The organism is Dongia sp. (assembly GCF_041909655.1).
In the GTDB taxonomy this organism is placed as follows: domain Bacteria; phylum Pseudomonadota; class Alphaproteobacteria; order Dongiales; family Dongiaceae; genus Dongia.
Genome location: NZ_JAYRDA010000002.1, coordinates 41,159 through 61,105 on the forward strand (window position 1 = coordinate 41,159; position 19,947 = coordinate 61,105).

Below are 19,947 nucleotides of genomic sequence, written 5' to 3' on the forward strand. Positions count from 1 at the left end.
TAGCCAGGACCACCCCGAAAGCACTAGATTCCCCCGGGCGCCGCCACTTCAGGCGGGCGTTTCGGGGGAAGTCATGTCGCATGCCATGTGGCGGGTGTTGCAGCCGATCCTGCCGGTCATTATCGGCATTACGCTGATCGAGGTGGCGCTCGGCATCCTGATGCCGCTCATCGGCATCCAGTTGGCCCGCGGGGGCGCCTCCAGCATCGTCATCGGCGCGACCGCTTCGGCCTATTTCGTGGGCTTCCTGGCCGGCACCCTCACCTGCCAGCGCATCATCCGCCGGGTCGGCCATATCCGGGCCTTCGGTGTCTTCGTGGTGCTGGCGGCGGATGCCACCATCCTGCATCTCGTCTTCCAGAACGCTTATGTCTGGATCGGCTTGCGCGCCATCGCCGGCTTTGCGCTGGCCGGCGGCTTCGTCGTGATCGAAAGCTGGCTCAACGACAAATCGAGCGATGCTACCAGGAGCCGCATCTTCGCGATCTATACGGCGGTGAGCTGGGGCGCCTCGGGCGTCTCGCCCTTGATGCTCAATATCGACGACCCTTCCGGCAGCCTGCTCTTTGCGCTCTGCGCCGTCTGCCTCGCCAGCGCCATGATCCCCCTGGGTCTTACCAAGATCGGCAATCCCGTGATGGAGGAGCATACCCATCTCGGCATCCCCAGCCTCTTCCGCATCTCGCCCTTGGGCGTCGTCTGCTGCTTCGGCGCCGGCTTCCTGACCAGCGCCATGTACGGCCTGATGCCGGCCTTCATCGCTGGCAAGGGCATGGGTGAGGCGGAACTGTCGGTGCTGATTTCGATCGGCACCATCGCCGTGCTCGCCGCGCAGATCCCCATCGGCTTTGCCGCCGATCGCTACGGGCGGCGACCGGTGATCATTCTCACCGTCACGGCGACCGCCTTCATCAGCCTGGTGATCTACGCGACGCCGGTCTTGTCCTTTACCTTCCTGATTGGCCTGTTCTTCGTGCTCTCGGCTTTCCAATCGCCGCTCTATGCGCTGGGCATCGGCCAGACCAGCGACTACGTGCCGCGCGAGCAATTCGTGGCGGCCTCCAGCGGCCTCCTCTTCGCCTGGGGCCTCGGCGCCTCGATCGGCCCGGCCATCGCCGGCTTCATCATGAAGCTCATCGGCCACCAATCCCTGTTCCTGTTCGTGGGGGCCGGTTATGGCCTGATCGGCGTCTACGCCTTCTACCGCGTTGCCCGTCGGAAGGCGAAGACGCCCCAGGAGCAGAGCAATTTCGTGCCCGTGCCGCCGGCGCAAGGCGCCTATGCCGCACCCGAACTCGACCCCCGCGGCGAGCACCCGCCGCATGCCACCACGCAGCCGAGCGTCGATTAGGGTGTCGTCACAAGCGGGAGCGCGCGGCGGAACTTGACTTCGCCGAGATCGGCAGCATCGAGTTCACGGGCGTAGCGGTGGCCGGCATAGACGGCGTAGGCGATGAGGCCGGGGGCGAGGCAATCGCCGATCCGGGTCACCGATTTGATGCCGGCATCCTTCAACGCTTCCGGCTGTGCCATCAGTTCGTGATAGAGCGCTTCTTCCGGGAGGCGCGCCGTCACAGGAACGACGGCGCCCACCGCGACATATTGTGCCGGATCGCCATAGGCGGAGACGAGTTGCGCTTCGCCGGCCTTGATGCCCGCGAGATCATGGGCAGTGATCACCCGGACGCCGAGCTCGCGCAGGCGCTTGTTGATGAAGATCACTTCCAGCGTGTTGGCGGTCCAGCTTGAGGCGGTGTCGCCCGGCGTCACATAGATGACCTCCAGCCCCGCCTTCACCAAGCGTTCGGCCAGCACGCCGGCGAGATAGAAGAGATCGTCGTCATAAACCAGGACCGGCCCCTTCTCGGGCAGACGCCCCGCCATGATATCGCTGGGCGAGAACACGGCCACTTCACCGAGGCCAGGGATCGGAAAGGGATGCGAGCGTCCAACGCCATCTTTGCGCCAGGTCGAGCCGGTCGCGAGCACCACGCGCTCGAAGCCCTGTTCCAATATCTCGGCGACACCCATGCGGCTGTCGAGATAGGTTTCGACCTGGTTCATCTTGGCGATCTGTCCGAGGCGGTAATCGCGCACGCGGCCCCAGGCGGAAAGGCCGGGAAGACGCGATTCCTGATTGACGCGACCACCCAGCTCCGTGCCGGCTTCGGCCAAAGCCACCTCATAGCCGCGCAGACCCAATGCGCGCGCGGCTTCAAGGCCGGCAGGGCCACCACCGACGATCAAGACGCGATCCTGCGAGGCCTTCGCCGGCATGATCTCCGGGTGCCAACCCTTGCGCCATTCCTCGCCCATGGTCGGGTTCTGGGTGCAGCGGATCGGCGTGATCGTATAATCGCCGGTGATGCAGATGTTGCAGCCGATGCATTCGCGGATGTCTTCGACACGGCCTTCCTCGATCTTCTTCGGCAGATAGGGATCGGCGATCGAGGGACGCGCCGCGCCGATCATGTCGAGCATGCCTTTCCGGATCAGCGAGACCATGCGGTCGGGCGAGGTGTAGCGGCCGACACCGACCACCGGCTTGGTGGTGAGCTTCTTCACGAAGGCGGTGAAGGGCTCCTGATAGCCTTCCTCGGCAAAGCGCGAAGTTTGGGAATCGTACTTCCAGTTGGAGACATTGACGTCCCAGAGATCGGGCAATTCCGCCAGCATGGCAACGATGTCCTTGGCCTCACCTTCCGATGAGATACCATCATCGCCCATCATCTCGTCGACCGCGAAACGGACGGCGATGCCGCAGGTGTCACCTACGGCTGCCTTCGCCTCCTCGATCGTTTCGCGGAACAGCCGGACGCGGTTTTCGAGCGAGCCGCCATATTCGTCGATGCGCTGGTTGCGGCGCTTCTGCAGGAAATGCATCGGCAAGGACAGATCGTGGCCGGCATAGACATAGATGATGTCGAACCCAGCCTTCTTCGCGCGCAAGGCGGCATCGCGATGCCAGCGGCGATAATTGCGGATGTCCTCGCGGTCCATGGCGCGGGCCTGGAAGGGGTAATAGCTGGTCGGCTGGTGGATGGGACCGATCGGCACTTCGCGGCTGTAGAGATTGGACGCCGAGGGGCCGTTATGCACCAGTTCGATTGCCGCCAGCGAGCCATGCCGATGCACCGCCTCGGTCATCATGGAGAGGTAGGGAATGTCGTGATCGTCCCAGATGCGGGCCTCAACGTAAGGGGTCACGTCGCCGGAAGGATGGATCTCGCATTCCTCGGTCGACACCACCGCCCAGCCGCCCTCGGCTTTCATCCCGCGCATGGCGGCATGGCCCTGGGGATGCTGATGCCCCATGCCGTTGCAATGCGGCACCTGGAAGAAACGGTTCCTGGCTGTGACCGGACCGATTTTCACCGGTTCGAACAGAATGTCGTAACGTGGGTCGCGGGACATATTTCTTCCCCCTGCCTGATGATCGGGCGGGACTTTAAACGGGCGTACAACATGGACGCAAGCCACCCGTTCCGCTAGCCTGCCAGGCACATGCGATGGGGGAGGTGACGAATGTCAAAAAAGAAACTGGCGGTTGCACGCATGTGGTACGAAGGCAATTCCTTCTCGCCCAGCGTCACCGGCCTCGATACCTTCCAGGCCAGCGAATGGAGTGAGGGTGACAGTGCCGTCACCTTCTATCGCGGCACGGCAACCGAAATCGGCGCAGTGATCGCCTTTGCCGAAAACCACCCAGATTGGGACATTACCTATCTGCGCTGCGCCGGGGCCCCGCCCGGCGGGCCTGTCGCCGACGACGCTTTCAAGATCATCGAGGCCGATATTCTCTCTGGCCTGATGCGGCAGAATTGGGATGCGGTCTATCTGTCGCTGCACGGCGCCATGATCACCGAGAGCAACCCCACACCGGATTTCGACCTGCTGCGCGGCGTCCGCGAGGTGATCGGCCGCACGCCTTTGGCCGCCAGCTTCGATCTTCACGCCAATCTTGGGCCGGAGATGATCGGCCAGCTCGACATCGCCACCGGCTACAAGACCTATCCGCATATCGACAAGGATGTGGCGGCGACCCAGGCGCTTACCTGCCTGGTGGCAATGGTCAACGGCCGGGTGGCGCCGGTCTCGGCTGTCGCCAAGGTGAAGGCGATCTATACCAGCTTCAACATGCGCACCACCGATGGACCGATGGCGGAGATCGCCGCCCTGGCGGAAGAATGGCGCGCGCAACCGGGCGTGCTGGAAGCAACCGTGTTCGGCGGCTTTGCCTATGGCGATTCGCCCTTCGCCGGACCAACCGCCCTGGTCGTGACCGATAACGACCCAGCACTCGCGCGCCGCGCCGCAGATGCACTTGCCGCCGAAATGGCTGAGCGGCGACCCCGCTTCGAGATAAAGCCGCCTTCGCCTGCCGAGGCGATCGCGCAAGCCCTCGCGACGCCCGGCGACAAACCTGCCGCGGTCACCGACCCCGCCGACAATCCGCTCTCTGGCGGTATCGGCGATACACCGGGGCTGTTCCGGGCATTGCTGGCAGCCAGACCAGGCGTGCCGGCGGTCTTCGGTTTCTTCTGGGATCCCGCTCTAGTCGAGCGCGCGCGGCAAGCCAGCATTGGCGCCACAATCGATGTGCGCCTGGGCGGCCGGGTCAGCGACAAATTCGGCGCACCGATCGAAGCCAGCGCAAAGGTTCTCGCCCTTACCGACGGCCGCTTCCGCAATATGGGACCTTATGATCACCATCTTGAAGTCGATGTTGGCGCGACCGCCATGCTGGATGTTGATGGGATCAAGGTCATCGTCACCAGCGGATGCCAGACGCCGAACGACCCGGCCTATTTTTCGTTGCACGGAATCGACCTTGCCAAGCTCGGCCTGCTCTGCGTGAAGGCGAAGAATCATTTCCGCGCCGGCTTTACCGAGCTTACCCGCTGCATCATCGAATGCGACGCGCCGGGGCCGGCCGGCGTCTCGCTGGATCACTACGATTTCCGCTACGCGCCGAAGGAATTGCTGGGGCGCTAGAAGACCCTGGCTGCCGGCAATTCCGGCAGGCGCTTTTCGATCTCGGCAAGTGTTGGCAGGCTGGGCTGAGCGCCCGTCTTCAGGCAGGCAAGCGCGCCGCCGATGGCGGCGTGGCGAAGTGCCAGAGGAAGATCGAGGCCGCGATCAATCGCCGCCGCGAAACCGCCCACAAACGAATCACCGGCACCGACCGTATCAATCGGCTTGATCGAGAGTGCCGGCACGTCGAAACCGCCACCCTTTCCCAGATAGGCGGCAGCGCCGGCGCCGCCCAGTGTGACAATGACGGTGGTATCGGTGGCACGGGCGATATTGGCCGCGGCCTGGCGGGCATCCTTGGCGGAAACCTGCAAATCCAGCGCCACCTGCTTCGCCTCGTTCTCATTGACGATCAGCCAATCGACCAACCCAAGTGATTCGGCCGGAATTGCGGCGGCAGGTGCTGCATTGAGGAGGATGCGGGTACCTTTCGCCTTGGCAGCGCGGATCAGTGCCCAGTTCTCCTCGAGCGGCACTTCCATTTGCATCACGACCAGCGTGTCCGGCCCCAGCAGTGCAGCCGGCATCTGGCTGGCCCTGGTATGGCGGTTAGCGCCGGAAGCGACCACGACGTGGTTCTCGCCCGCCTTGTCGACGCAGATCGCGGCAAGTCCGGTTGGATCGCCGACCTTGGCAAGGTGGGAGAGATCGACACCCGCCGCGCGGAGATCGGCGATGGCGGTCTCGGCCAAGGGATCGGTGCCGATCGATCCTATCATCGTCACCCTGGCACCGGCACGCGCCGCGGCCAACGCCTGGTTGGCACCCTTGCCGCCGGCGGTGAGTTCGTAGCCGGGGCCCAGCACGGTTTCGCCCGGCAGCGGCAGATGATGGACCGCGATCATCACGTCCACATTGAGCGAGCCGAAAACGACGATCATGACTGAACCTCGATCACGCAGAGCTGCCGCGTTGTGACGGCGGGCAGCTTGACGACGGTTTCCTGCCCGGAGGTGATTGGCACAATGTCGGCGTCGCCATACGTGACGCGCAGGACCTTGCCAGCGAGATAGACGTTGCCACCGGCGATAGGGGGTTCGAAGGCAATGCCGCCCGCCGCGACCTCGATCTGGCGGAAACGGCCGGGGATGTCGGTCGCAAAGACGCTAGCGCCGTCGAGAGTCAATGTGAGGCGGCCCTCCTGCGCCACGATCTCGGCCGAGCGGCCGAAGGCGTTGAGAGGTCCCAGTTTCCAATCGCCGGGTTGATGCGTGATCTCCCAGCCATGCCACGGGGTGACATCGATGATTTCGTTGACGGCGAGGAGCGGCATCAGGAGCCCCCAGCCATAAAAGAGATCGGTATCGGGCTGGTCGTCGCCGAGGCCGGTATCGGCGTTGAAATTCTCCGGGCATTGGCGGCGTGCCCAGGCCGTGGCGAAGAGTGCCCCGCTGTCTTGCGCCAGAGCGCCCGCTTCGTTATCAAGCCCGGCCCGTTTCAATCCCTGATAGGTGAGATAATTGAGCGGCGGCCAGGCGCGGCCGCGCCAATAGACGTTGTCGTGAAATGCCGGATCGTCGCGCGTCACCGAAGGCAGGCGCCAGCGGCCGCCGAATTTCAAGGGATGATTGAGCGCCGCGCAGAGCGATTTCCGCTGATCGGGATCGGCAGCATCGGCCAGCAGCGGATAGAAACTGGTCGGTGCCAGAGCGCGCACAAATTCGCCGGACCAGCGGCGATTGGCGAAAATACACCGCTGATCGTCCCATAGGTCCTTACCGATGCGGGCGCGCAGCTTCCCGGCCCGCGCTTTCAGGCGATCGGCCGTTTCCTGCTCGCCCAAAGCCGTCGCCCAGGCGGACAGCACCTCGGCATCCACCACGAGCGCCGAATTGAGCGCCACGTCGACGGCGTCCAGGCAGCCGGTCGCGGGATCGAAGATTGTGTCGTCATGGAGCGGCGAATTATCCATGGTAGATTCATTCTTGGCGCCGAGCTTGGTGCCCTTATAGAGACCGCTGCCAATGCCGGCCGAGGTGCCCCAGCCCATCAGGCCGGTTACCGGAGAATCCTTCGGAGCGCCGGAGCGATGGCTGCACCACCAGTCGTGATTCTTGAGGAGGCGCCGATAGCCGATTTCAATGAGGCTGTCGTCACCGGTATGGCGCCAGATCTTCCACAGCACCAATGAGCAGATTGGCAATTGCGAGCGGTCGATCCAGGCGTCGTTGCCGGTGATGAGGCAGGCGAGATTGCCCTCCGGCGTTTCGGTCGAGAGCACGGCGCGGATATTCTCGCGCGCCATGCCGGCATCGAACAGGGCCGTGCCCAGTGCATGATAGAAGATATCGTCGAGCCACAGACCGAAACCGCCGAATTTCTGGGCAACCCAGGTGCGGCTCAGCGTCATATAAGGCCAGTCGTTGATGAAATCGTGCACCGAGTTCCAGCCGACAATGTCACGGATGGCATCCAGACTGCCCTCGCCAAGGCCGGATTGACGCACGGGCAAAGTAGGCGGTGTGGGCGCCGCGAGCGCTGCCTTGGCCTCCGCCAAAGCCGCCGCCGCATTGTCGCCAAGGCCGATGGCGAAGCTCATCTGCGGTGTTTCATCAAGATTGTAGCGCAACGCAGGTACCCGCCCCTCAGTCCCGCGCGAGGCGAGATAGAAATAGCCGCGGGTTTCGAATTCTTCCGCGAGAGATGGGCGATCGGCGTGGAAGGTCGCCATGAGCGGGACGGCGTGGCCGATCACGGCGACATGCGTGCCGTCAATCTCGGTCGCCAGCACACCGGTCTTCTCGTCGAAGCGCCAGAGGATGTCGTCGCGGCCGCCCACTTCGAAGACCGGCATGATCCAGAAACGGAGGCCCCATTCGCCATTGGCCGTGGCCTGCCAGGCACCCCGCAAGCCCCGCCGGGTTGGGCGATCCCATTGCCAGTCAAAGGCCGTGCCGCCATGCTCGGCGGAAAAGCTGATCCGGGCGGCGCCGACATCGCGCGGCCCATAGGTGATGCGGCCCTGCATGGCGGGAAAATCGGTGAAGCTGTTCCGGGCGCCTGAATAGGCGGCGACGGTCACGGTAAGCCCTAAGGGCAGATGCATCATCTGCGCGGGAAATTCGCTGCGCCAGGAATTCCAATGGCGTGCCTCGGGAAGATCGGGATAACGCGCGCTCATGGCCATTGCTCCAGGATCTCGTCCACCGTGGCGCAGAAGACCTGCGATTTCAGACGGCGCGGGATGACATCCAGGATATGGCGATGGCCGTCAAGATCACTGCTGGTGATGGCGTCGATCGGCAGCACGACGAAATAGCCCCGATCAACCGCCTCCATCAGGGTGGCCAGCACGCAGACATCGGTCTCAATGCCCGACAGCACGAGCGTGTCGGCCTGGCGGCGTTTCAATTCCGCCGGCAAGGCCGGGTTATGGAAGGAGGAATAGGTGGGTTTGTCGAAGACGCAGGATTTATCAGTCACCAACGGCAGGAGGCTGGGCAGGATGTCCATCTGCGCCCCGGCGGATAGGGTGGCCCCCGGCCACAGACGGTAGAGAGCCGCCCAGGAGCCTTCCGCCACCTCTGCCGAATGAGCCGAGATGAACCGTGTCCACAGGGTCTGTTTCGGCTTGGCCGCAGCCAATTTGCTGATTGCCGGGACGATAGCGTGAATGCCGGCGAACCCCCATTGCGGGTTGCTGGCGAAGATTTCCTGCATGTCGACGACGATATGCTGGCTGCACGCGGTGAGCGGCAGTTTGACTCTGGGTTTGTCGGTCACGGCATTACCACAACATTGTCGGCCACGGGCCATTCCAGAGTGACGTCGCTGCCTTCCGGCAGAGGCGCCCGGCTCTTGTTCTGCTCAAAGACGAGCATGATGCGATCACCCACACTGATCCGATAGGTGAGGCTGGAGCCGGAGAAGATCGCGGCGGCGACCCGGCCACGGATTCGGTTGGGTGCGGCAGAAAGATCCGACGTTGCCGGTTCGATGCTGATCTTTTCCGGCCGCAGGGCGACGAGCACCGTGCCATTGACCGCGAGATTCGCTGCCGGCACCAAAATCTCGCCGCCCGTCGCGAGCGCAACGCGTGCTTCACCGCCCGCGATGGCGCTGACCTGACCGTCCAGGAAATTGGCCTCCCCCAGGAAACCGGCGGCGAAGCGATTGACCGGACGCTCATAAACGGCGCGCGGATTTCCGGCCTGGACCACCTGGCCCTTGTTGAAGATGGCGACGCGATCGGAGAGAGTCAGCGCCTCCTCCTGGTCATGCGTCACGAAAATCGTGGTGATGCCGATCTGGCGCTGAATGCGGCGGAGTTCGACCTGCATTTCCTGACGAAGATGCTTGTCGAGGGCGCTCAAGGGTTCGTCGAGCAGGAGAACCTGGGGTCGCGTGACCAATGCGCGCGCCAAAGCGACGCGCTGCTGCTGGCCACCCGACAATTGCCGCGGCCGGCGCTCTTCCAAACCCGACAGGCGCACAAGATCGAGGCTTTCCGTAACGCGCTGCTTGATCTCCTGCGCCGGCACGCCGCGCACGTCGAGGCCGAAGGCGATGTTCTCGGCAACGCTCAGATGCGGGAACAGGGCATAGTTCTGGAACACCATGCCGATATTGCGCTTGTGCACCGGAATGCGCGCGATGTCGGTGCCATCAACGCGGATCTCGCCCGTATCGAGCGAGATGAAGCCGGCGATGGCGCGCAGCAAGGTGGTCTTGCCAGAGCCGGAGGGCCCCAGCAGACCGAAGAACTCGCCATCGGCAAAGGTCAGATCGACGCCGTCCAGCGCAGCGACCGAACCGTAGCGCTTGATGGCACCCAAGACCGCAACCTCACTCATTCCCCGACCTTTCCCCACCAAAGCGATAGAACCTGGCCACGATCAACATCAGCCCCATCGAAACGAAGATGATGATTGACGAGATGGCGTTGATCTCCGGCGTGAAACCCTTGCGGATCGAGGTATAGATCTCGACCGGCAAGGTTGTGATGCCGGGCGGTGCCAGGAAATACGAAATCACGAATTGATCGAACGAAACCGCGAAGGCAAAGAGAGCCGCCGCCACGACGCCCGGCGCCAGGATCGGCACGGAGACACGGCGGAAGACCTGCCAAGGCGTCGCCCCCAGGGTTGCCGCCGCCTCTTCCAAGGCCTTCGGGTAATCGTTAAGCCGCGCGCCCACGACGAAGATCACATAGGGGAGCGACAAGGCGACATGGCCGAGCAGAATCGCATGGAGGCCGCGCGCCAAGCCTGGCGCACCGACCGAACGGCCGATCCAGAAGAAGAAAACCAGCATCGCCGTGCCGATTACGAGCCATGGAATGGCAATGGGCGGAAACAGCAGGGATTGCAGCAGCGTCTTGCCGCGGAAGGTGTAGCGGCCGAAGGCGACCGCCGCCATGGTGCCGAGCGAGGTCGCGATCACGGTATTGGTGAGCGCGATCCAGACCGAGTTCCAGCCCGCCTGCAGCAGGCGCTTGTTGCCGGCCAATGCCTCGAACCAGACCAGATCGAATTCGAAAGGCAGGCCATAAAGCGGCGATTTATTGAAGGCGAAGAGCGCCATCACCAGGATCGGCAGATAGAGGAAGACCAGCACCAGGATGAGATAGAAGCGGATGCCGCTGTTGATCAGGCCTCTCATGCATTGCCTCCCTGGCGGCGGAGGAAGGGATAGAGGATGCCGAAGATCAGCAGCACGATGGCGAGCAGCACGAAGGAGAGAGCCGCGCCCAGCGGCCAATTGGCCGTCACCGTGAATTGTTCCTCGATATTCATGCCGAGCGTCGCCCCCTTCGTGCCACCAAGGATGCGAGGCTCCATGAAGGAGCCGATTACGGGCACGAAGATAAGAGCCGAGCCGGAGATGATCCCCGGGAGGCTCAGTGGCAGGACCACGCGGCGGAAGGTGGTGAATTGCGTGGCACCCAGCGAGCGCCCGGCCTCGATCAGACTGTCGTCGATCGCCTGCAAGGCGATGTAGCAGGTCAGGATCATGTAGGGGAGATAGGAATGCACCAGCCCGATGATGACGGCAGGATAGGTGAAGAGCAGATCCACCGCCGGCGCACCCGGAAACATCGCCTGGACGCTCAAATCAACGATGCCGTTCGAGCGCAGCACCATGGTCCAGGAGAAGATGCGCACCAAGGCATTCGACCAGAAGGGCAGCACGATCAGAAGAAAAATCGCTTCACGCCAGCGCCCCTTGACGCGCTTGGCCAGCGCATAGGCCGCCGGATAGCCGATCAGGAAACAGAACAAGGTCACCCAGAGGCCGAGTTCGATCGACCAGCGGGTGAGCGACCAATAAAAATCCTTGGAGAAAAACGTACCGTAATTCTGCAGCGTGAAATTCGCCGATTTCGGCACCAGGGGTGATTTGTCGAGAAAGCTCAACGCCAGCATGGCAAGGAGCGGCAGGAAGATCGTACAGGCCAGCCACAAATAGGCTGGCCCGGTGAGGCTCAGAATGGCCCAGCGCGTGCGCGTCGTCGGTGTCATTCGAAATCCCCTGAACGCTGACGCCGCCCCGCTCTCGGTCGGGGCGGCGTTCTCGCATTCATCCCCGAGTTGTTATTTCGCGAACTCGGTCTTCACTTCGGTCCAGAGGTCGGAGAAGGACTGGCGCTCCTCATCCGACAGCGGCGCCATGAATTGCAGGCGATCGACGTTCTGCTGGTCGAGATAGAACGCCTTCGACGGATCGCTATCCGGCAAAGCCTGCATCGCCTTGTTATTGGCCGAGGCAGGCGGGCCGACTTCCGCCCATTTCGAGTAGAATTCCTGGCTGACCATGTAGTCGATGAACTTGTGGGCACCCTCGACGTTCGGCGCGTCGGTACCGATGGCAAGGCCGTCGAACCACCCGATGGCGCCCTCGGTCGGGACGAAATAGCCGACAGGCAACTTGAAGGTGTTGCGGCTACGGAAGGCCGAACCGCTCCAATAGATCGAAACATCGAACGCCTTGGCCTGGAACTGCTTGTTCCAGTCGTCTTCCGACGACCACATGGTGGCAAGGTTCGGCTTCAGGGCGAGAAGCTTTTCCTTCACTTTGGCGAGATCGGTCGGGTGGTTCATGTCCTGACCGGTCGCGATGGCGGCAAAGCTTACCGCCTCGATCGCGTCGTCACGCACGCAGACGCGCTTGGCGAGGCTCGGATCCCAGAGGATTTCGACCGAGGTCGGCGCTTCCTTGAAGACGTCGGTCGAATAGGCGATCGCGGTCATGCCCCAAACCCAGGAGACGCCGTAGAGCTTGCCGTCGGACGAAAGCACCGGAGAATCGCGGAAGGACGGGTTGAGATCGCCGAAATTCTTGATCTGCGCGCTGTCGATCGGCTGGATCACGCCGAGTTCCGAGGCGCGGCCGTTCCAGGCGGAATTGGTGACGATAACGTCATAGGCGCCGGGATTGGTCTGCAGCTTGGTGATCATCTCCGCTTCGGAATTGTAGTATTCGTGCACGACATCCAGGCCGGTGGCGGCCTTGAAAGCCTCCAATGCCCAGGGCTCATCCGTGCCATAACCCTGCCAGTTCAAGACCTTCACTTCGGTATTGGCAGATGCGCGGCGGATGAAGGGACCAGCCCCCAATCCGGCCGCGAGACCCAGCGTCGAAGCGCCGGCCACGAAACGGCGCCGCGACACCTTCGCGAAGCCGCCCTTAATCGTCTTCCCAGTCATTCCGTCCTCCTCCAAAGGCACACGTTTCGGTGCCGTCACGCCGAGCAAAACACGGTTCTTTTAGGCATTCAAGCCAGTTCATTTGTATACAAATGATCTTTCCACCAGAGCCCTCCTGCGTCAAGGGGCAGCAAGCACCAGCCCTTTACTCAGGTTCTATGCCTTGACTTGGCAATGCCGGGCTCGCGAGATGCATCACAAGGGCGTGACGCCAGTCACCTCATCTTGGTAAGAAGCAGAATTATGACCACCAACGCCATCCGCGCCGAGCCGATCGATGCCGCCCAGCCCCTGGTAGCGCGGGCGGTGTTTCCCTTGCTGCGCGACCAGCCGGATCTCATCTATCTCGATTCCGCCGCCAGTGCTCAAAAACCGGCACCGGTCCTTGCGCGCCTCAACCGTTTTTATGGCAGCGAATACGCCAATATTCACCGCGGGCTCTATGGGCTCAGCGAAACGGCGAGCGACGCCTACGAGGCCGCGCGGGACCGCGTCGCCCGGTTCCTAGGTGCAGCGTCGGACGAGATCATCTTTACCCATAATGCGACGGAAGCCATCAATCTGGTCGCCCATGCTTATGGCGATGCTTTCCTGAAGCCGGGCGAACTCATTCTCGTCTCGCTGCTGGAACACCACGCCAATATCGTGCCGTGGCAGATTCTGCGCGACCGCAAACACCTGCGCCTCGCCGCGATCCCCGTCGATCCTCATGGCGATATCGACCTTGCCGCCTACGAGACATTGTTGCGGCGGGGGCCGAAACTGGTCTGCATCACGGCAACGGCCAACACGATCGGCACGGTGACGCCGCTCAAATTCATGATCGCCCTCGCCCACCGCGCGGGTGCCGTCGTCATGGTGGATGCCGCCCAGGCAGCACCCCATATGGCGCTCGATGTTCATGATCTCGATTGCGATTTCCTGGCCATAACGGGCCACAAGCTCTACGGCCCGGACGGTATCGGCGCGCTCTACGTACGCAAAAGCATCCTTGCTGACCTGCCGCCATTCCTCGGCGGCGGCGGCATGATCCGGACCGTCACCATCGAGCGCACGGAATTCGCCGACGGTCCGCGCCGTTTCGAAGCGGGGACACCGTCGATCGGCGGTGCCGTCGGCCTCGCCACGGCGCTGGATTTCATCGAAGAGATCGGCATGGAGCGGATCGCGGCGCATGATGCGGCCCTGCTGGCCCATGCCGAGGCGCGGCTGCCGGAAATCGCCGGGCTGCGGATCCTGGGAGCCCCCAAACATCGCGCCGGCATTCTTTCCTTCACCGTGGAGGGACTGCATCCCCACGATATCGGTTCGCTCCTGGGTGAAGAAAAAATCTGTCTCCGCGCGGGCCATCATTGCGCACAGCCCCTGATGGAGCATTTCGGTCTCGCCGGCACGGCGCGCCTGTCCTTTGCCGTCCACAACACCATCGGCGATATCGACCGTCTGGTTGACAGTCTGGCGCGAGTACGTCAGATGCTGCGTTGAACCGCATGGTCGATGCTCATTTAGGATGAAAGCAGAATCATGATTGTGATTATTCCGGATGTCCTGACGCTGGAAGAACAGCAGGAACTGAAGCGCCTGGCCGGTGAATTGCCGTTTGTCGACGGCAAGGAAACCGCCGGCTTCCGTGCCAAACTGGTCAAGAACAACGAGCAGGTTTCCAAGGAAGCGCAGGGCCGCCAGGTCATGCAGAAAATGGTCTTGGGCGCCCTCGCCCGCTCCAAGGAATTCCGCACCGGCGCTTTGCCGCACAAGATCCGGCCGCCGCTGATCAGCCGCTACCGGCCGGGCATGGCCTATGGCCTGCATGTCGATGACGCCTTGATGGGTCAGACTTTCCAGCGCGAGAGATCAGATGTCTCGGTTACCGTCTTCATCAACGACGTCACCGATTACGAGGGCGGCGAGTTGGTCATTCACTCGCCCTACGGCCCGCAGGAAGTGAAACTCCCGGCACGCTATGCCGTGGTTTATCCTTCCAGCACCTTGCATGAAGTGGCCGAGGTCACCAAGGGTGAGCGCCTGGTCGCCGTCACCTGGGTGCAGTCGTATGTGCGCGACGAGCGGCAGCGGCAGATGCTCGCGGACATGGTGCGGGTGCGGAACAAGCTGCACGCCCTCGACCCCAATGGCGAGGAAACCAATCTCGCGTTCCACATCCATACCAATCTCACCCGGATGTGGAGCGAGACCTAAGCCAGGCTTTCGAGCGCCAGAGCAATACCCTGCCCGCCGCCGATGCAAAGTGTCACCATGCCGCGCCTTACGCCGTCCCGCTGCATGCCGTGAAGCAGGCGCGTCGTCAGGACTGCGCCGCTGGCGCCGATCGGATGGCCGTGGGCGATGGCGCCGCCTTCGACATTCACCACGTCATGGGATAAGCCGAGCTCGCGGGCGACGACGAGGGCAACAACGGCAAAGGCCTCATTGATCTCGACCCGCTCGACATCGCCTGCCTTCCAGCCCGCGCGCTGAAGCGCCTGATGCATTGCCGGCACCGGACCGAGACCGAACCAATCCGGCTCGACCGCGCCAATGCCATAGGAAACGAGACGCGCCAGCGGCTTCAGGCCGAGCGAAGCCGCAACACTTTCTTCCGCCAGGATCATCGCGGAAGCGCCGGCATTGATGCCCGGCGCATTGCCCGCCGTGATAGTGCCATCGGGACGAAATGCGGGCTTCAACCGTGCCAGGGATTCGGCCGTGGTATCCGGGCGGTTATGCTCGTCCGTGTCGAACGATGTCGGTCCCTTGCGGCCCGGCACCTCGATGGGAACGATCTCGGCCTTGAACTTACCGGCCGCCTGCGCCGCTGAAAATCGCTGCTGCGAGCGTGCCGCCCAATCATCCTGCTCGGCACGGCCGATCTGGAATTTGGTGGCGAGATCCTCGGCATGCCAGCCGGAAGGCTTGTCCGAAAAAGCATCATTCAGCCCGTCACGACCGATCGCATCAAATATCTGCCCGTCACCCAGACGGTTGCCCCAGCGCCCGCGCGGCAACAGATAGGGAGCCGCGTCCATGTTCTCCATGCCGCCGGCCACCGCGATCTGGCTATGGCCCAACAGGATGTCCTGTGCTGCCGTCACGATCGCCTGGGCGCCAGAACCGCAGACGCGGTTGACGGTCATGGCAGGAACCTCGACCGGCAACCCACCCTTGATCGCCGCCTGACGTGCGGGGTTCATCTTGACGCCGGCCTGGATCACATTGCCGAAAACCACGTTCTCGACCTTTTCCGGTGGCAGCCCTGCCGCCTGAAGCGAGGCACGAATGGCGGCCGCGGCCAGTTCCGGTGCCGGGACATCTTTCAGCGTACCGCCGAAAGTACCGATCGCCGTGCGCCGAGGAGCCACGATAACGACGGAACGCATGGGCATTGGTATCTCCTATGTCCTATAATTTTATATGTCCTATAATTTTACGCAGCCGGCTGGATTATAAATGACGCATATCATATATAATCCAGATGCCGATATTTGCAATCCCAGCCCTTCAAGGTGCCGAATTGATCTATCTCGACGATCTGCAGATGGGCCAGACCTTCGTCAGCGAGCAGCATGCGCTGGATACACAGCAGATCAAGGACTTTGCCCGGCAATTCGACCCGCAGCCTTTTCACCTGGATGAAACCGCCGCTGCCGAGTCCTTGTTCGGCGGTCTCGCGGCAAGCGGCTGGCACACGGCGGCCATCACCATGCGCTTGCTGACACAAAGTGGTCTCAAGATTGCCGGTGGCTTGATCGGCGCCGGCGCAGAGATCTCCTGGCCACGCCCAACGCGCCCCGGCGACGTTCTGCACGTCGTAAGCGAGGTCCTGACCATTACGCCCTCGCGCTCGCGTAACGATCGCGGCATGGTGACCTTGCGCAGCGAGACGCGCAACCAGCGTGGCGAGCCGGTTCAGATCATGACCTCGAAGCTGGTCGTGCCGCGCCGGTCCGCTTGATCGGTCAGGCAAAGGCGGCGGCGAAGAACGCGGCGAGGCGGCGGTAGAGCACACGCTGGTTCTCCGGCCGGCCAATACCATGACCTTCATCAGCAAAAGTCAGCAACTCGAAATCGACCTTTGCCGCCGTCAGCCTCGCCATCACATCGGTCACATTCTGCGGCGTCACGTTGGGGTCGTTATCGCCCTGGACGATCAGCAATCTGCCTTTGATATTGCCGACGAAATGGATCGGCGACCGTTCGTGGTAGCGTTCGGGTGCCTGCACCGGCGAACCGCCCATCATCTCCTCGGAATAGGGACGCAAATCCGGTCTTGTTGTCTCGTAATCGACCACCAGATCGGTCATGCCGCAGATTGGCGCCGCGGCGGCAATGGTCGCCACAGGGAAATGCGTGATCGCCCACCAGGAGGAATAGCCGCCATAGGAAGTGCCGGTGATACCGACCTTGCCGGATCGCGCGACGCCGTCGCGGATCAAGGCCTCGGCGCCCGTCCGGATGTCCTCCTGCTCCAGTCCACCCCAGCCCTGAACCTTGATCGATTCCTCGAAGGCGAGGCTGAAGCCGGTCGAGCCACGGTAATTCGGCGTCATCACATTGAAGCCGCAGGCGACGTAATACTGGATTTCGGGGTCGAAGGCGTCTTCGTCGTGATGCGTGGGGCCGCCATGCACCAGCAGGATGGTACCGCGTGCGGAGCCTTTGGCGCGATAAAGCCACCCTTGAATCTCGAGCCCGTCGACGGATTTCCAGCGGTAATCCTCGGCAGGCACCAGTTCCGCCGGTTGCACCCCCGGATCCCGAGGGTGACGTGCGACCTGACCCAGTATCGTGAAAGGCGGCTCAGCGCCAAGCCGCAGGATACGCGAGGGCACCTGCGCGCTGTCATGCCAGGCGAGCCAGGCGCCGCTCGCATCGACACCCAGAGGGGCATAGGAGCCCGGGCCGGGGATAAAGGGAATCTCGCGACGCGATGTGGGATCAAGAAGACGATTGATCGTGCGCGCATCACGCACTTCCTCCACCACGATGTATGGCGAACGCCGCAGCCAATGCGCATCTTCCGGATTGCGGCTGGGATCATGTATTAGCCAATCAACCGTCTCATCCGCCCGATGCCAGAGGCCGATGCGGCGGCCTTCCTTTGCGTCCGCCGCCAGCACGATATGCGCGCCATCCGGTGACCAGGCACCATCCACCTTGATGTCGTCGCCGAGATTGACGATCTCACGGTCGAACGAACCGTCGATCGCGGCAAGCCAGAGCTGATAGCCCGCGGGGTGGCGGTCCTTGCGCTCGTAGAGCACCAGCTTGTCATCAGGCGAGACCAGCGGCCAGCAGAAGGCCGGCTTTTCGGGCCTTGCCAGGACCTGACGCGTATCCGTCTCGATATCGTGGAGATAGATGACGGAGGGTTCGATTTCCTCGCCGCTCTCGGGATCAAGATTGGCGGCATAGACAAGATGGCGGTTGTCGGCCAGCAACTGGCCGCCGTGGATGTAATATTCCGGGGCCTCGGGCGTCAGGCGGCGAGGGGTGCGGTCATCGAGGAAGACCTGAAGCAGCGAGATACGCTCGTCACCGTCCCGGGACTGGCCCACGATCATGGATTGGCTGTCGCGTGCCCAGATGACGTAATCGCAATCGCGACCATCATCGATGAGACAACGCGGCGGCTGGCTGCCATCGGCTGGCTGCAACCAGAGCTGCGCGGTGGGACCGAGCTTGCCCCAGATAAGGGCGAGTTGCGTTCCATCCGGCGAGAGGCTGGCAGAATAGAGTGTGGGCAGGCTCAGCAACCGATCGAGAAACGGATCGAAGGCGGCGAGTTCGGAAGCGAGTGGCGCGATATCGGGCAAGGCTGCATTCCCAGGCGATCGTTTGGCCCCGGCGTTCTAGCATATTTCAGGCGCGGAGCATCAACCCGCCCCTCGCCGGAGCCAGAAAAATGGGTTAATAAGGCCACCGATGCCCGCCAATCAGCCTGCATGCCCTGGGGATTTCGATGAACGTTTCGCTGGATTCCGCCCTTACCGAAGCCGAAGCGCGCTATTCTGCCGCCAATGTGGCCAGCGCCGAACGCCATGCCGGCGCCCGCCAGGCGATGCCGGGCGGCAATACGCGGACCGTACTCCATTACTCGCCCTTCCCCCTCACCTGGACCAAGGGTGAAGGCGCCGTCCTCACCGATCTCGACGGGCATGAATATGTCGATTATCTCGGCGAATATTCGGCGGGGCTCTACGGCCATTCCAATCCGAAGATCCAGGCGGCACTGAAGAAGGCGATCGATGACGGCACCGTTCTGGGCGGCCCCAACAAATACGAGGCGGAACTGGCGAGCCTGCTGACCAGCCGCTTTCCGTCGCTGCAGCAATTGCGCTTCTGCAATTCCGGCACCGAGGCCAATGTCTTTGCGCTGATGACCGCACGTGCCGTCACCGGGCGCACCAAGATCATGGTGTTCGATGGCGGCTATCACGGCGGCGTGCTCTATTTCGGCCATGGCGGCATCCCCATCAACCTGCCGCTCGATTGGGTGACGGCGCCCTATAACGACATTGACGGCACGCTCAAGCTTATCAAGATGCATGGGCAAGACCTTGCCGCGATCCTCATCGAACCGATGCTGGGGAGCGGCGGCTGCCTGCCGGCGCGGCGGGATTTCCTCGGCGCCTTGCGTCAGGCAGCGAGCGAGCTCGGCATCATCCTGATCTTCGACGAGGTCATGTCGTCGCGCCTCTCATCGGGCGGCTTGCAGGCGGCGACGGGGGTGACGCCCGACATGACGACGCTCGGCAAATATCTTGGCGGCGGCGCTTCCTTCGGCGCCTTCGGCGGGCGCAGCGACATCATGGCCCATTACGATCCCGAGAAGCCGGGCTATTGGCCCCATGCCGGTACCTTCAACAACAACGTTCTGAGCATGGCGGCGGGCCTTACTGGTTTGCGCGACGTCTACACGCCGGAAGCCGCCGTCCTCCTCAATGCCAAGGGCGACCGCCTGCGTGATGGCATCAATACCCTTGCGCGCAAGCACAACGTGGCGCTGGCGGCGACAGGTATCGGTTCGTTCATCGGCCTTCATTTCAGCCGCGATGTGCCGGATAGGCCGGTGCATCACACCCAGGAGGAAGAGGCTTTGCATGGCAAGCTTCACAAGCTGATGCATCTCGATTTCATCGCCGCCGGCCTCTTTTTCGCACGGCGTGGCTATATGGCACTTAGTCTCGCGCTCACCGAGGCGCATATAGACCGGTTTCTGAGCCAGACCGAGGAATTCATCCTCTCGCGCCGCGCCTTGCTCGGCTGA

General features: G+C 62.7%; 16 protein-coding genes. 6 read left to right on the plus strand and 10 right to left on the minus strand.

The features are described 5' to 3' along the window. Nucleotides 1-73: 73 nt before the first annotated feature. Complete coding sequence (locus ACE3PR_RS03405) at nucleotides 74-1,351, plus strand: MFS transporter (protein WP_374368198.1); 1,278 nt, start codon at nucleotides 74-76, stop codon at nucleotides 1,349-1,351. On the opposite strand, the gene ACE3PR_RS03410 is transcribed toward ACE3PR_RS03405, so the two are convergent. Further along, complete coding sequence (locus ACE3PR_RS03410) at nucleotides 1,348-3,414, minus strand: FAD-dependent oxidoreductase (protein ID WP_374368200.1); 2,067 nt, start codon at nucleotides 3,412-3,414, stop codon at nucleotides 1,348-1,350. The genes ACE3PR_RS03405 and ACE3PR_RS03410 overlap by 4 nt on opposite strands. A gap of 111 nt (nucleotides 3,415-3,525) precedes the next feature. Between ACE3PR_RS03410 and ACE3PR_RS03415 the strand changes: the two genes are divergently transcribed. Further along, nucleotides 3,526-4,995, plus strand: coding sequence for a M81 family metallopeptidase (locus ACE3PR_RS03415; RefSeq protein WP_374368202.1), 1,470 nt, complete (start codon nucleotides 3,526-3,528; stop codon nucleotides 4,993-4,995). Here the strand turns inward: ACE3PR_RS03415 and ACE3PR_RS03420 are convergent. The 7 genes from ACE3PR_RS03420 to ACE3PR_RS03450 form a co-directional block, all read right to left on the minus strand. Further along, complete coding sequence (locus ACE3PR_RS03420) at nucleotides 4,992-5,915, minus strand: ribokinase (protein WP_374368204.1); 924 nt, start codon at nucleotides 5,913-5,915, stop codon at nucleotides 4,992-4,994. The genes ACE3PR_RS03415 and ACE3PR_RS03420 overlap by 4 nt on opposite strands. Next, a complete protein-coding gene (locus ACE3PR_RS03425; RefSeq protein ID WP_374368206.1) occupies nucleotides 5,912-8,155 on the minus strand; it encodes a trehalase family glycosidase in 2,244 nt (747 codons plus the stop codon). Before ACE3PR_RS03425 ends, ACE3PR_RS03420 begins: the two co-directional genes overlap by 4 nt. After that, nucleotides 8,152-8,757, minus strand: a complete 606-nt coding sequence (locus ACE3PR_RS03430; RefSeq protein WP_374368208.1) for a cysteine hydrolase family protein — start codon at nucleotides 8,755-8,757, stop codon at nucleotides 8,152-8,154. Before ACE3PR_RS03430 ends, ACE3PR_RS03425 begins: the two co-directional genes overlap by 4 nt. Next, nucleotides 8,754-9,827, minus strand: coding sequence for an ABC transporter ATP-binding protein (locus ACE3PR_RS03435; RefSeq protein ID WP_374368210.1), 1,074 nt, complete (start codon nucleotides 9,825-9,827; stop codon nucleotides 8,754-8,756). The genes ACE3PR_RS03430 and ACE3PR_RS03435 overlap by 4 nt, the downstream gene beginning before the upstream one ends. Next, complete coding sequence (locus tag ACE3PR_RS03440) at nucleotides 9,820-10,635, minus strand: ABC transporter permease (RefSeq protein WP_374368212.1); 816 nt, start codon at nucleotides 10,633-10,635, stop codon at nucleotides 9,820-9,822. The genes ACE3PR_RS03435 and ACE3PR_RS03440 overlap by 8 nt, the downstream gene beginning before the upstream one ends. Then, the gene (locus tag ACE3PR_RS03445) at nucleotides 10,632-11,495 is read right to left on the minus strand and encodes an ABC transporter permease (protein WP_374368214.1); all 864 of its coding nucleotides are present in this window, start codon (nucleotides 11,493-11,495) and stop codon (nucleotides 10,632-10,634) included. Before ACE3PR_RS03445 ends, ACE3PR_RS03440 begins: the two co-directional genes overlap by 4 nt. Nucleotides 11,496-11,567: 72 nt before the next feature. Further along, nucleotides 11,568-12,680, minus strand: coding sequence for a PotD/PotF family extracellular solute-binding protein (locus tag ACE3PR_RS03450; protein ID WP_374368216.1), 1,113 nt, complete (start codon nucleotides 12,678-12,680; stop codon nucleotides 11,568-11,570). A gap of 243 nt (nucleotides 12,681-12,923) precedes the next feature. Between ACE3PR_RS03450 and ACE3PR_RS03455 the strand changes: the two genes are divergently transcribed. Then, the gene (locus ACE3PR_RS03455; RefSeq protein WP_374368219.1) at nucleotides 12,924-14,165 is read left to right on the plus strand and encodes an aminotransferase class V-fold PLP-dependent enzyme; all 1,242 of its coding nucleotides are present in this window, start codon (nucleotides 12,924-12,926) and stop codon (nucleotides 14,163-14,165) included. A gap of 39 nt (nucleotides 14,166-14,204) precedes the next feature. Next, a complete protein-coding gene (locus ACE3PR_RS03460; RefSeq protein ID WP_374368221.1) occupies nucleotides 14,205-14,879 on the plus strand; it encodes a Fe2+-dependent dioxygenase in 675 nt (224 codons plus the stop codon). Here the strand turns inward: ACE3PR_RS03460 and ACE3PR_RS03465 are convergent. Beyond that, entirely contained in the window at nucleotides 14,876-16,057 is a 1,182-nt protein-coding gene (locus ACE3PR_RS03465; RefSeq protein ID WP_374368223.1) for an acetyl-CoA C-acyltransferase, read from the minus strand. The two genes, ACE3PR_RS03460 and ACE3PR_RS03465, sit on opposite strands and share 4 nt — an antisense overlap. Nucleotides 16,058-16,152: 95 nt before the next feature. Between ACE3PR_RS03465 and ACE3PR_RS03470 the strand changes: the two genes are divergently transcribed. After that, nucleotides 16,153-16,632 (plus strand): MaoC family dehydratase, encoded by a 480-nt coding sequence (locus ACE3PR_RS03470; RefSeq protein ID WP_374368225.1) that lies wholly within the window; start codon nucleotides 16,153-16,155, stop codon nucleotides 16,630-16,632. A 4-nt stretch (nucleotides 16,633-16,636) separates the two neighbouring features. Here ACE3PR_RS03470 and ACE3PR_RS03475 read toward each other — a convergent pair whose 3' ends face one another. After that, on the minus strand, nucleotides 16,637-18,493 hold the full coding sequence (locus ACE3PR_RS03475; protein ID WP_374368227.1) for a prolyl oligopeptidase family serine peptidase: 1,857 nt from the start codon (nucleotides 18,491-18,493) through the stop codon (nucleotides 16,637-16,639). 146 nt (nucleotides 18,494-18,639) lie between these two features. Here ACE3PR_RS03475 and ACE3PR_RS03480 point away from each other — a divergent pair, with 146 nt between their 5' ends. Continuing rightward, a complete protein-coding gene (locus tag ACE3PR_RS03480) occupies nucleotides 18,640-19,947 on the plus strand; it encodes an aspartate aminotransferase family protein (protein WP_374368229.1) in 1,308 nt (435 codons plus the stop codon).

Coding starts and splice junctions, on each gene's coding strand:
- ACE3PR_RS03460 (WP_374368221.1), top strand. CDS start 14,205: ATGATTGTGATTATTCCGGATGTCCTGACGCTGGAAGAACAGCAGGAA.
- ACE3PR_RS03435 (WP_374368210.1), bottom strand. CDS start 9,827: ATGAGTGAGGTTGCGGTCTTGGGTGCCATCAAGCGCTACGGTTCGGTC.
- ACE3PR_RS03420 (WP_374368204.1), bottom strand. CDS start 5,915: ATGATCGTCGTTTTCGGCTCGCTCAATGTGGACGTGATGATCGCGGTC.
- ACE3PR_RS03445 (WP_374368214.1), bottom strand. CDS start 11,495: ATGACACCGACGACGCGCACGCGCTGGGCCATTCTGAGCCTCACCGGG.
- ACE3PR_RS03455 (WP_374368219.1), top strand. CDS start 12,924: ATGACCACCAACGCCATCCGCGCCGAGCCGATCGATGCCGCCCAGCCC.
- ACE3PR_RS03465 (WP_374368223.1), bottom strand. CDS start 16,057: ATGCGTTCCGTCGTTATCGTGGCTCCTCGGCGCACGGCGATCGGTACT.
- ACE3PR_RS03405 (WP_374368198.1), top strand. CDS start 74: ATGTCGCATGCCATGTGGCGGGTGTTGCAGCCGATCCTGCCGGTCATT.
- ACE3PR_RS03415 (WP_374368202.1), top strand. CDS start 3,526: ATGTCAAAAAAGAAACTGGCGGTTGCACGCATGTGGTACGAAGGCAAT.
- ACE3PR_RS03440 (WP_374368212.1), bottom strand. CDS start 10,635: ATGAGAGGCCTGATCAACAGCGGCATCCGCTTCTATCTCATCCTGGTG.
- ACE3PR_RS03470 (WP_374368225.1), top strand. CDS start 16,153: ATGCCGATATTTGCAATCCCAGCCCTTCAAGGTGCCGAATTGATCTAT.
- ACE3PR_RS03480 (WP_374368229.1), top strand. CDS start 18,640: ATGAACGTTTCGCTGGATTCCGCCCTTACCGAAGCCGAAGCGCGCTAT.
- ACE3PR_RS03450 (WP_374368216.1), bottom strand. CDS start 12,680: ATGACTGGGAAGACGATTAAGGGCGGCTTCGCGAAGGTGTCGCGGCGC.
- ACE3PR_RS03410 (WP_374368200.1), bottom strand. CDS start 3,414: ATGTCCCGCGACCCACGTTACGACATTCTGTTCGAACCGGTGAAAATC.
- ACE3PR_RS03425 (WP_374368206.1), bottom strand. CDS start 8,155: ATGAGCGCGCGTTATCCCGATCTTCCCGAGGCACGCCATTGGAATTCC.